This is a genomic window from Priestia aryabhattai, from assembly GCF_023715685.1.
Lineage (GTDB): Bacteria > Bacillota > Bacilli > Bacillales > Bacillaceae_H > Priestia > Priestia aryabhattai_B.
Genome location: NZ_JAMBOQ010000003.1, coordinates 626374 through 638829 on the forward strand (window position 1 = coordinate 626374; position 12456 = coordinate 638829).

General features: G+C 38.6%; 13 protein-coding genes. All 13 read left to right on the forward strand.

The genetic code is table 11. The features are described from left to right. The first annotated feature begins 11 nt into the window (after positions 1-11). A complete protein-coding gene (gene dapB, locus M3225_RS16280; RefSeq protein WP_251395362.1) occupies positions 12-812 on the forward strand; it encodes a 4-hydroxy-tetrahydrodipicolinate reductase in 801 nt (266 codons plus the stop codon). Between the two features lie 12 nt (positions 813-824). Beyond that, a complete protein-coding gene (gene mgsA, locus M3225_RS16285; RefSeq protein WP_013056092.1) occupies positions 825-1223 on the forward strand; it encodes a methylglyoxal synthase in 399 nt (132 codons plus the stop codon). Between the two features lie 10 nt (positions 1224-1233). Next, positions 1234-1944: a bacillithiol biosynthesis deacetylase BshB1 gene (gene bshB1, locus M3225_RS16290; protein ID WP_251395364.1), complete on the forward strand. Its 711-nt coding sequence runs from the start codon at positions 1234-1236 to the stop codon at positions 1942-1944. Further along, positions 1945-3072: an N-acetyl-alpha-D-glucosaminyl L-malate synthase BshA gene (gene bshA, locus M3225_RS16295; protein ID WP_251395366.1), complete on the forward strand. Its 1128-nt coding sequence runs from the start codon at positions 1945-1947 to the stop codon at positions 3070-3072. A gap of 15 nt (positions 3073-3087) precedes the next feature. Then, positions 3088-4281 (forward strand): CCA tRNA nucleotidyltransferase, encoded by a 1194-nt coding sequence (locus M3225_RS16300; RefSeq protein ID WP_251395369.1) that lies wholly within the window; start codon positions 3088-3090, stop codon positions 4279-4281. Further along, positions 4266-5255 (forward strand): biotin--[acetyl-CoA-carboxylase] ligase, encoded by a 990-nt coding sequence (locus M3225_RS16305; protein ID WP_251395372.1) that lies wholly within the window; start codon positions 4266-4268, stop codon positions 5253-5255. The genes M3225_RS16300 and M3225_RS16305 overlap by 16 nt, the downstream gene beginning before the upstream one ends. A gap of 272 nt (positions 5256-5527) precedes the next feature. Further along, entirely contained in the window at positions 5528-6361 is an 834-nt protein-coding gene (panB, locus tag M3225_RS16310) for a 3-methyl-2-oxobutanoate hydroxymethyltransferase (protein WP_251395374.1), read from the forward strand. A 1-nt stretch (position 6362) separates the two neighbouring features. Beyond that, positions 6363-7220 carry a pantoate--beta-alanine ligase gene (gene panC, locus M3225_RS16315; RefSeq protein ID WP_251395376.1) on the forward strand — a complete coding sequence of 286 codons (858 nt, stop codon included), beginning with the start codon at positions 6363-6365 and terminating at the stop codon, positions 7218-7220. Continuing rightward, complete coding sequence (gene panD / locus M3225_RS16320; protein ID WP_028407965.1) at positions 7221-7604, forward strand: aspartate 1-decarboxylase; 384 nt, start codon at positions 7221-7223, stop codon at positions 7602-7604. A 202-nt stretch (positions 7605-7806) separates the two neighbouring features. Further along, positions 7807-10608, forward strand: a complete 2802-nt coding sequence (gene dinG, locus M3225_RS16325) for an ATP-dependent DNA helicase DinG (protein WP_251395378.1) — start codon at positions 7807-7809, stop codon at positions 10606-10608. An 88-nt stretch (positions 10609-10696) separates the two neighbouring features. Next, positions 10697-11494 carry a hydrolase gene (locus tag M3225_RS16330; RefSeq protein WP_251395380.1) on the forward strand — a complete coding sequence of 266 codons (798 nt, stop codon included), beginning with the start codon at positions 10697-10699 and terminating at the stop codon, positions 11492-11494. Positions 11495-11681: 187 nt separating this feature from the next. Then, positions 11682-11852, forward strand: a complete 171-nt coding sequence (locus M3225_RS16335) for a YpmA family protein (protein ID WP_013056102.1) — start codon at positions 11682-11684, stop codon at positions 11850-11852. An 11-nt stretch (positions 11853-11863) separates the two neighbouring features. Then, the gene (locus M3225_RS16340; RefSeq protein WP_251395382.1) at positions 11864-12352 is read left to right on the forward strand and encodes a cell wall elongation regulator TseB-like domain-containing protein; all 489 of its coding nucleotides are present in this window, start codon (positions 11864-11866) and stop codon (positions 12350-12352) included. Positions 12353-12456 lie beyond the last annotated feature (104 nt).

The following is a 12456-nucleotide window of genomic DNA, read 5'->3' on the forward strand; positions in this document are numbered from 1 at the left end:
GAGAGAAAAAAATGGACAAAATTCGAATTGTACTTGCAGGACCAAGAGGTCGTATGGGAAAAGAAGCTGTATTATTAATAGAAGAAACAGAGCATTTTGAATTAGTAGCAGCGGTGGATCGTATCAATGAAGGAAAATACATAAGTGATATTGAAGGAATGCCAAACGTACAAGCGCCAATCTACACGGATATTGAAAAATGTTTTCAAGACGTTAAGGCAGATGTTCTAGTTGATTTGACAACACCTGAAATTGGGCGCGTTCATACTAAAACAGCCCTAACATATGGAGTAAGACCTGTTGTAGGAACAACTGGCTTTTCAGAAGAAGATTTAAAAGAATTAAAGCAGCTTGCTGAAGAGAAAGAGCTTGGCTGTATCATTGCACCAAATTTCGCAATTGGCGCTATTTTAATGATGAAGTTTTCACAAATGGCAGCTAAATACTTTGATGATGTAGAGATTATTGAAATGCATCACGATCAAAAGTTAGATGCACCATCAGGAACAGGCTTAAAAACAGCGGAGCTTATCAGTGAAGTTCGTGAAGCAAAAAAACAAGGCCATCCTGATGAAAAAGAATTGATAGAAGGGGCGCGCGGCGCAGATTATGAAGGAATCCGTCTACATAGCGTACGCCTGCCAGGACTGATTGCTCACCAAGAAGTGATGTTCGGAGGATTTGGACAAACATTAAAAATCCGTCATGATTCATACAACCGTGCTTCTTTTATGTCAGGTGTGAAGCTAGCTGTTGATACAGTTATGAAAGTAGACACACTTGTATATGGATTAGAAAATATTATTGACTAAGGAGCGAGAAAAATGAAAATCGCCTTAATTGCACATGATAAAAAGAAAAATGATATGGTACAATTCACAACAGCCTATCAAGCGATTTTACAGGAACATTCGCTGTTCGCAACAGGAACAACAGGAACGCGTATTTCAGAAGCAACAGGTTTGAAGGTTCACCGCTTTCAATCAGGACCGCTTGGAGGAGATCAGGAGATAGGAGCTTTAATTGCTCAAAATGAAATGGATATGGTTATTTTTTTCCGCGACCCGTTAACAGCTCAGCCTCATGAACCTGATATTTCAGCTCTGATGCGTCTATGTGACGTATATGCGGTTCCTCTTGCAACGAATATGGGAACAGCAGAGATTTTAATTCATGGACTTGAACGAGGCGATTTGCATTGGCGTTCAATTATAAAAAAATAGGGTGAAGATAATGAAAGAAACAATAGATATCCTTGCCTTTGGTGCCCATGCCGATGATGTAGAAATCGGCATGGGTGGAACCATTGCAAGAATGAGTGAACAAGGTTTGAAGGTAGTCATTTGTGATTTGACGCAAGCTGAACTTTCTTCAAATGGAACGGTTGAAATTCGAAAACAAGAAGCGTCTAAAGCAGCTGAAGTCTTAGGTGTTCATGAGCGAATTCATCTGCATTTGCCAGATAGAGGTCTGTTTCTAAAGCCAGAGTATATATCTGAAATTGCATCAGTCATTCGCACGTATCAACCAAGGATTATATTTGCTCCTTATTTTGAAGATCGTCATCCTGATCATGGAAATTGTGCAAAGCTTGTAGAAGAGGCCATGTTTTCAGCTGGCGTTAAAAATTATATCGATGATAAGAAGCAAAAAGCTCATCGTGCTGAGTCTCTATATTTCTATATGATAAATGGATTTCATAAGCCAGATTTTATCGTAGATGTATCAAGCACGTTTCAAAAGAAAGTAGCTAGTCTAGAGGCTTATGAAAGTCAATTTATAAAAACAGCAGATACGTTTGATACGCCGCTGGTAAATGGATATATTGAAACTGTAGAGAGCAGAGAGCGATTATTTGGCAAAGAAGTCGGGGTAGCTTACGGTGAAGGTTTTTTATCTAAAAAACCGATTTTGATGTACGATGATTTAGTAGGTGGAAAATAAATGAAGTTAAAGATTGGTATTACATGTTATGCTTCCGTTGGCGGTTCAGGAGTGGTAGCAACGGAGCTAGGGAAGCTGCTGGCTGAAAAGGGGCACGAAATTCATTTTATTTCCTCTAGCATGCCTTTTAGATTGACGAAAGTATATCCAAATATTTATTTTCACGAAGTAGATGTAAATCAGTACTCCGTCTTTAAATACCCTCCGTATGATCTTGCTTTATCCAGTAAAATGGCTGAAGTGGCTAAAAGAGAAAAGCTTGACATTATTCATACGCATTATGCAATCCCCCATGCCGTTTGCGGGATTTTAGCCAAACAAATGGTGGAGCACGAAGTGAAAATTGTGACCACTCTTCATGGGACAGATATTACGGTTCTAGGAGAGGATCCGTCGTTAAAAGATTTAATTAAATTTGGAATTGAGAAATCAGATGCAGTGACGGCTGTATCTCAGTCACTTGTTGATCAAACTCATCATTTAATTAGTCCAGATAAAGAAATTGAAACGATGTATAATTTTATTGATGAACGAGTTTATCATAAAAAAGAAGTTCAGTATTTAAAGGCTGAGTATGGCATATTAGAAAATGAAAAAGTCGTTATTCATATTTCAAACTTTCGTCAAGTCAAACGGGTTACAGACATAGTCAAAACATTTGCTATTATTAATAAAAAGCTTCCGTCTAAGTTGCTGCTTGTAGGAGACGGCCCTGAAATGACGGTTGTGTCTCAATTAATAAGAGAGCTAAATCTTCAAGATTCTGTGTTATTTCTTGGGAAACAAGAAAATGTAGCAGAATTATATTCGATCAGCGATTTGAAACTGTTATTATCTGAAAAAGAAAGCTTTGGGCTTGTACTTTTAGAAGCTATGGCTTGTGGTGTTCCATGCATCGGCACAAATATAGGCGGAATTCCTGAAGTAATTGAACACGAAAAAACAGGATATATTTGCGAAGTGGGAGACGTCGAAGAGGCAGCGAGCAAAGCGATTCAGCTACTTGAAAATGAACAGCTGCATCATCAAATGAGGGAAGCGTCTCTAAGCGTAGTCAATCATAAATTTCATTCAACAGAGATTGTGAGTCAATATGAAAAACTTTATTATAAATTGGTACAGGGTTGAAGAATGGAGGAAGTTATGAAAGAACCGTTCATTCATCCGCTTTATATTATTGAAAAACTGGAGACAGCCGGTTACGAAGCGTATTTTGTTGGAGGAGCGGTCCGGGATCTTATTTTAAATCGGACGATTGGAGATATTGATATCGCTACGTCAGCTAGGCCTGAACAAGTGATGGAACTCTTTCCTAAGACGATTCATGTAGGAATCGAGCATGGTACGGTTGTCGTTGTCCATGAGAACGAGACCTATGAGGTAACCACTTTTCGCTCTGAGGGAGAATATGATGATTTTCGTCGTCCGTCGTCCGTTACGTTTATTTCGTCTCTGATAGAAGATTTGCATCGTCGCGATTTTACGATCAATGCAATGGCTATGAATGCAAAAGGAGAAATTATCGATCCATTTAATGGAAGAGAAGATTTGCGAAATCAGTTAATTCGTACTGTTGGAAATGCTAAGGAACGCTTTCATGAAGATGCTCTTCGTATGATGAGAGCCGTTCGCTTTGTGAGTCAGCTGGCGTTTTCGTTGTCTGATCAAACTAAAAGAGCCATTCAACAATACGGTGAGCTGCTGAGGCATGTCTCTATTGAACGCATTACAATTGAATTCGAAAAAATGCTGAGCGGAAAACGTCCGTCTTTAGCACTAGCACTTGTAGCAGATACGGAACTGTATCGTTATTTGCCCCAATTGAATGTAGATCCGCAAAAATTCCGATCTGTTTGTGCACACGATTGGATGATGCTTCAGCGAGTGTCGGAGTCATGGACACTTCTTGTACATCTGCTCGACATTCAAGACAAGCAGGCATTCTTTAAAAGCTGGAAATTATCTAATAAGCAAATTAAAGATATTCAGCTTCAATCCATTGGTCTTCAAGACGTTTTGGAAAATGGATGGTCAAAGCGCATCATGTATACAATTGGAGAGCAGGCCAGCGTGAGCGTGAATCGTATTTTACAACTTCTTCGAAGCAATGAGTATATGAATGAACATGAGCTTCTTTATATCTATAGCGAGCTACCTATTCATTCTTTAAAAGATTTAGATATAAATGGTCAAGATCTTTTAGTGTGGACAGGTAAAAAGGGTGGCCCATGGGTGTCTCAACTGTTAAAAGAAATTGAGGAGAAAGTCCTATACAATGAGTTAATGAATACGAAATCTTCAATAAGAAAGTGGGTGCAGTCTTGCAGTCAGATATAAGAAGAACGCTGCTTGAAATGTTTACGAACGCGCATGGAGACTATGTGTCCGGCCAAAAGATCAGCGATTTATTAGGCTGTTCAAGAACAGCTGTATGGAAGCATATCGAAGAGCTTCGAAAAGACGGATATGAACTTGAAGCTGTTCGTAAAAAAGGCTATCGCATTGTCGGAAAGCCGAACAAAGTAAGCAGCAACGAGCTTTTATTAGGGCTTCAAACAACAAAAATCGGTCAGTATATTCATTATGAGGAAAGCGTGCATTCTACTCAAAAAATTGCTCATCGAATTGCTCAAGAAGGAGCCAAAGAAGGAACGGTCGTAGTTGCTGAAGAGCAAACGGCAGGGAGAGGAAGACTTGATAGAGCGTGGTATTCTCCCAAATATACTGGCGCATGGATGAGTATTATACTGCGTCCTTCTATTCCTCCGCAGCAGGCTCCTCAGCTGACTTTACTATCAGCAGTGGCTGTCGTACAGGCCATTCAAGAAGTGACGAACCTTTCTCCAGACATTAAATGGCCTAATGATGTTTTATTAAATGGGAAGAAGCTAGTTGGGATTTTAACAGAAATGCAGGCTGATTTTGACCGGATTCATTCGGTCATTATTGGAATCGGCATCAATGTGAATCAGCAGGAAACGGATTTTAATGAACAAATAAAACACATTGCCACATCTTTACGTATTGAAAAAGGTGAAGAAATTAATCGTGCAGCTTTGATGCAAGCGTTTTTCTTAAAGTTAGAAACTCTTTATGAAGAATACTTAAAAAATGGCTTTGGTTTAATTAAAGTTCTTTGGGAAACGTATGCGATCAGTATTGGCAAGCGAATTATAGCACGCACGATGACAGCCAACATTGAAGGGTTTGCAAAAGGTATAACAGATGAAGGCGTTTTATTGATTGAAGATGATGAAGGGGTTATACACCGCATTCATTCTGCAGATATTGAGCTCTCTGCTAAAAAATAGTAGAAAAATAAAGAAATTTTTATTATAATACGAGTATCAAGGTAGTATCGCAAGAACTTCACTTGATACTTGTTTGTTTATTTTTAATACGACAATAAATCTGCCTTGATCCATTAAGGACTAGGACAGAGGGATGACGCGTAGGTAAGCACATTAGGTAAAGTGTGCTTTTTATAGATGAAGTCTGTCAAAGTCCTTCTTCCTTTTATAGGTAGAAGGGCTTTTTGTGTGCAGACGTGCGCTCATCTCCTCTGAGAAGGAGGAGAAAGTTAATGAAAACAAAATTAGACTTTTTACGTATGAAACAGAACAATGAACCAATTGTGATGCTGACTGCGTACGATTATCCGTCGGCTAAGTACGCTGAGGAAGCAGGCGTAGACATGATTTTAGTAGGCGATTCTCTAGGAATGGTCGTTTTAGGATATGACTCTACGATTCCTGTAACAGTAGATGATATGATTCATCATACAAAAGCGGTTAAAAGAGGGGCTGCTGATACATTTATCGTCACCGACATGCCATTTATGTCCTATCACGTGTCGAAAGAAGATACGATGAAAAATGCTGCTCGTATTATGCAGGAAAGCGGAGCTCATGCCTTAAAAGTAGAAGGTGCAAACGATGTTCTTTATACAATTTCAGAATTGACGCAAGCTGGTATTCCGGTTGTTGCACATCTCGGCTTAACGCCTCAGTCTGTCGGTGTCCTGGGGGGTTATAAAGTGCAAGGAAAAGAAGCGAAAGAAGCAAAACAGCTAATCCAAGACGCCATCAAGTGTGAGCAGGCGGGAGCTATTGCTGTTGTATTAGAATGTGTTCCTAAACAAGTAGCAAAGCAAGTAGCTGAACGCTTAAGCATTCCAACAATCGGAATTGGAGCAGGAGCTGATACGGATGGTCAAGTGCTTGTATACCACGATGTATTAACGTACGGAGTAGAGCGTGTGCCAAAATTTGTTCAGTCATTTGCGAAAATAAATGAGCCTATTTTACAGGGGCTTTCTCAGTATGTAAGTGAAGTGAAAAAAAGAGAGTTTCCGAAAGAAACACATACTTTTTCAATGAAAGAAGAGCAGTTAACGGCACTGTACGGAGGGAAATAAGATGAAAGTCATTACCACAATTAAAGACATGCAGCAGGAGATGAAAAAAGAAAAGCAGCTTGGACGTTCAATTGGATTTGTCCCGACGATGGGCTATTTGCATGAAGGCCATGCTACTTTGCTTCAAGCGGCTCGCACAGAAAACGAGGTAGTGGCGCTAAGTATTTTTGTGAACCCGACTCAATTTGGACCAAATGAAGATTTTGATACGTATCCAAGAGATTTTGAACGCGATGAGCGCGTGGCAAAAGAAGCTAACGTCGACTATTTATTTTATCCTTCAGTAGAGGAAATGTATAAGTCAAGCCGTTCAGTTGCTATAACAGTGACAGATCGTGTAGACGTATTGTGTGGACAGAAGCGCCCCGGCCATTTTGACGGAGTAGCCACGGTACTAACAAAGCTTTTTCACATTGTAGCACCAGCTCGTGCATACTTTGGTAAAAAAGATGCACAGCAAGTTGCTGTAGTAGATGGTTTAATTGAAGACTTTAATTTCCCAGTGGAGCTTAGAGCAGTAGATACGGTGAGAGAAGCAGATGGATTAGCTAAAAGTTCTCGTAACGTATATTTAACAGATAAAGAAAGAGAAGAGGCACCTGTTTTATTTAAGAGTTTACAAAGCGCTCTGCAGCTTCTTGAAAGTGGAGAGAAGCATGTAGAAATCATTAAACAGACCATTCGAAAAGAAATTGAGCAACATACGAGCGGTAAAGTGGATTATATCGATGTTTATACGTATCCAGAGCTAAAAACGATTAAGCAAGCCGCTGGAAAAATCATTATCGCTTTAGCTGTTCAATTCTCTAAAGCTCGTTTAATTGATAATGTAATTGTAGACGTACAGGGGGATAACTAAATGTTTCGCACGATGATGAATGCTAAAATACACAGAGCTCATGTAACTGAAGCCAACTTAAATTATGTTGGCAGCATCACCATTGATGAAGATATCATCGACGCAGTAGGAATCGCAGCAAACGAAAAAGTGCAAATTGTAAACAATAATAACGGAGCTCGTTTGGAAACGTACGTTATTCCCGGCGAACGTGGAAGCGGAGTAGTTTGTTTAAATGGAGCTGCTGCAAGACTCGTGCAGCCTGGAGATATTGTCATCATTATCTCTTATGCGCTCGTAGCAAATGAAGAAGTAGCTCATCATCATCCAACCGTAGCGATTATGAATGAGCAGAATAAAATCCAACAATTGCTTAAACAAGAACCAGCTGGTACAATTCTATAAGAACAGTCCCCCTTTATGAGGGGGATTTTTATTTGAATACATATGCTAGTAAGTGAACGGTATAAACCTCTATACACACTAAAGTAAAACTTCTATGTATGAAAGCCTCTCTGTTTTTCACGAGAAGGAGTTGCGCTTTTAAAGCATATAGAGCAGGCTTTCACTTTATACTATAAAAAGACAGACTTGCGAGGTGTTGACCGTGAATAAACGCTTTGTTGTGGTAGATCTTGAAACGACGGGACATTCTCCAAAACAAGGAGATAAAATGATTCAATTTGCTGCTGTCATAGTAGAAGACGGCAAAATTGTTGAACGTTTTTCTAGTTTTTTAAATCCTGGTATGGATATTCCGCCTTTTATTACACAACTAACTAACATTCAAAATAATATGGTGAAAGATGCGCCTTTATTTGAAGAAATTTCACCTGAAATTATAGAATTGCTAGATGATGCTTATTTTGTTGCACATAATGTGGCATTTGATTTAACTTTTTTACAAGAAGAACTCTATCAGTGCGGAAGCGAGACGCTTTATAATTCAACGGTAGATACCGTCGAACTTGCCCGGATTCTGCTGCCTACAGTTGATGGGTATAAACTTAGCCAATTAGCTGAGTATTTACATATTGAACATGAAAACCCTCATCAAGCAGATAGTGACGCAGAAGTAACAGCCCGCATTTTACTTTTGCTAATTGAAAAATTAAAGAAGCTCCCTTTAACAACCTTAAAACAGCTGTACGCGCTAAGTTTGCACTTTAAAAGTGAAATTGGAGAACTGATTCAACAAGTGATGGACGATAAAAGCTATGCAGAGGATGATTCCTATGAATTTGTCCATGGCATTGCATTAAAAAAATATCAGCCGCATTCAGCTAACGAAAAGCAGCACTCTCATACTTACGAAATATTTGAAACTGAAAAGCAAAAGCTGTTTCATCAGGCGTTGCCATTTTTTGAAGAACGAAAAGGGCAATGGAATATGATGAACTTTGTACAAGAATGCTTTACAGGTAACGAGCATGCCTTAATTGAAGCCGGGACCGGCATTGGTAAAACCTACGCTTATTTAGTACCTGCCGTGTTTTATGCTTCTGTTCATCATCACCCAGTCATTATTTCAACTAACACGGTAACGCTTCAGCAGCAAATCATCGAAAAAGATGTGCCCATTCTAGAAAAGATGGTTCCGTTTCCTGTTACAGCAGCCGTTTTAAAAGGAAGAGAACACTACATTAGTATAAGAAAATTTATTCAGCTTTTAAAAGAGCGTAATAATAATTACGATGCGATCCTCACAAAAGCGAAGCTGCTTATTTGGCTGACGGAAACCGAAACGGGCGACAGCGATGAAATAAACTTGCCTTCTGGCGGCAAACTTTTTTGGGAACAGCTAAATGAAAGCAATCCGTCTCCAAGTGACTTTAAGCATCCTTGGAAACTGTATTCTTTTTATGAACGAGCGCAGAACAGAGCACAAAATGCCCATATAGTGGTGACAAATCATCGCTTGCTGTTGATGGATGTAATGAGTAATCATGAGCTGCTACCTGATTATGAACAGATTATTATTGATGAGGCTCATCATTTAGAAGACATTGCCGGAGAAGAGTTGGGAGAGCGCTTAGATTATTTTGCCGTTCATGCACTATTAAATCGAATCGGAACCATTCAAGACAAAGGTCTGTTAAAAAAAGTTCATCATACGCTTGTAAAATATAGCATCGAGCTTAACACTGAACTTCTTCAAAATCTGTTTGTGCAGCTTCATTCTGAGTGCGATGACTTATTTCGTTTGATTCATTCTTTTGTCCAAAAAAGAACGGGCAATCAGCAGGGCGAGATTGGAAGAAGCAGCTATCGATATAAAGTGGAAAAAGAGCATGGGCATTACTGGACGGCTATTCAAGAAGCAGCGTCACGCATTCGTTTTTTAATTCACGATCTTCTTACATGGAATGATGGAGCACGACATTCCTTTGACGAACTATATGACAAAGTTACAAAAAATGAACAGTCGTCTCTTCATGAATTTCAAACGGCTGTTAAAGGATTTGAGCACATATCTCAGCAAATAGAAAAGCTTCTGTTCAAACAGCAGAGTAATCACGTAACGTGGTTTGAGATTGAGCCAAAAGGAGCAGCAAATGCTACGTATATCTATAGTCAGCCTACTTCCGTTGCCGATACGCTGGCTGATGAATTTTTCGCCAAGAAACAAAGCGTTATTTTAACATCGGCTACATTGACGGTGAATGGAACATTTGATTATTTAATTCAAGAGTTAGGGTTATATGACTTTCAGCCTGCTCAACTCATTCTTCCTTCCGAGTTTGATTATGAGAAGCAAGCTAGAGTCTATATTCCTCAAGATATGCCTGCTGTTAACGAAGTATCATTATATGAGTATAGCGCTATGATGGCAGAAAGTATTCTTGACGTAGCCAAAGTAACAAATGGTCGTATGTTGGTGCTTTTTACTTCATATGACATGTTGAAAGCTACGTATAGTTATTTAAAAGAGTTAAACGATCTTGAAGAGTTTGTACTGCTAGGTCAAGGAGTTACAACTAGAAATCGTAATAGACTGTTAAAAGACTTCAGTCAGTTTGAGCATTCGATTCTTTTAGGTACAAACAGCCTGTGGGAAGGAATTGATTTGCCAGGAGATTTATTATCATGTCTCGTAATTGTCAGACTTCCTTTTTCATCTCCAAATCAACCTCTGTTGACAGCTAAATTTGAGCAGATGAAAAGAGAGGGGAAAAGTCCTTTTATGAATTATTCACTTCCTCAGGCAGTTATCCGTTTTAAACAAGGATTTGGACGGTTGATCCGTTCAAAAAGTGACCGAGGAGCCGTATTTATTTTTGATAATCGTATTACACGAACAGCATATGGGTACCATTTCCTTCACTCACTTCCAAAAGTCCAGGTTGTTCAAAAAACGTTTTCGAATATCTTACTGAACTACCAAGAATGGTGGAATGAAAAGACTTGAGCATACGCTTAAGTCTTTTTTTATGCATACTGTCTCTTCACTTGAGAGACGATAGTAATATACTATGATAAGCAAATGAGGACAGTATATGATTAAAATGTTGATAAGTGCTGTACTGTTTTTTAGTTTTATGAACTGCTCGGTTTCAGCAGCCGTCATTAAAAACGTAGATTTTGGTTTGCAAGCTGATGAAGTAGTGATCACCTTTTTACCTCTTTCAGATGGAGAAGCGAGTCTGATTCAAGACGGAAGCGGTGAGACGATTTTAGTGAATACCGGGAATGCATCTTCCTATCCCGAGCTAAAGAAGTGGTTGAAGCGATATAAAGTGAAAAAAATAAACCAATTAATGATTACGAAACAGCAAAAGTACTATGATTCAAATGTTCAGCGAGCTGTGAATGATTATCATATAGAGCGTATTATTGTCCCGGCTCAGTACCAGGCGGAATTTCAAGCAGAGCAGTGGAAAGAAAATGATTTATTTCAGTTAACAGGTAATATACACGTTGATGTTTTGCATGCATCGAAGCAAAAAACAGCGGCTATGGATCTATTATTTACGATCGGAGAGCATCGAGTTCTATATGCAATGAGCAGCTCAGATGAAGTAGAAGAAAAGTTTTTACGCATTCCTCTTACACATGTAGATGTATTGAAAATTCCTAATTTTGGAGAGGGAGCATTTTTTTCGAATGCATTTTTGAAGCAATTAGACACACAGCTTGCCGTTGCGTTTACTAAACCAGACCGTTCCTATTCCCCTCGACTACTTTCAAATTTAACATCTGAATGGATTGAATTATATGACGTAAGAGAGGGGAGCGCTTACTCTATTAAAATGTCACTAAAATCCTACGATGTGATGAAATTTTCTGCAAAATAAACAAATTTCCTTTTGCAAAAAGAGGTAAATTCCTTATAATATTATATATGTTTACTTATTTATTCGGTTTTTACGCAAAACGTATAGGCTGAGTTTATGAGTGAAAAAGATGACGATGGTTTTTGAGACCTGTTATAATACGGATATCGTCATTTTTGCGTCAGATAGACGAGCTAGGAGGTTTACAATGGAAAGTAGGATTGAAGTATTATCAACTGTCCGCGTGGAAAATTCCTCGGATTTATATAAAATTGTTGATAGTTTGAATCGCACGTTAAAAAAGCAAGATTTGATGTTCGGATTAGCGTTAGATGAAGAAGATCAAAGCAAAGCTGTATTTACAATTTATCGTACATAAGTAGGGATTTTATGAAGAAGTTAATTATTGTAGCGGTAGCTGCTGTGCTTTTAATTATCGGAGGCATTTCTTTTAGCGTTTATCATTCATCCGTGAAAGATGTTCAATCTGCTGAGGAAAAAGCAGCAGCACAAGCAAAAAAAGAATTTAATTTGAAATCTGTCACAAGCACCCAGCCATATTTCGGCAATCATGCATTTTATGTAGTAGAAGGTACAAACCGAAGCAATCAAAAGGTAATTGCTTGGATGCCTAAAAGCAAAAAACAAACAGCTGTTTTAAAGAAAGCAAGCAGCGGGATCACAAAAGAGAAAGCCATTTCCATTGTAAAAAATGATAGAAACCCGCAGGAAATTAAGTCGGTTCGCCTAGGCATTGAAAATAAAAAGCCGCTGTGGGAAGTAACATATGTGGATAAAGATAAGAAGCATTTAACATACTATTATCTTGATTTTTCCAGCGGTGAATTTATAAAACGATACAGCTTATCTCAATCATAAATCGTTTATACCATATGAAATACCATATGTGTCATAATATAAGATTTCAGCGCTTTATGAAAATGAAGCCAATTTTTTATCTATAATCAGCTTGCGGGCTGATT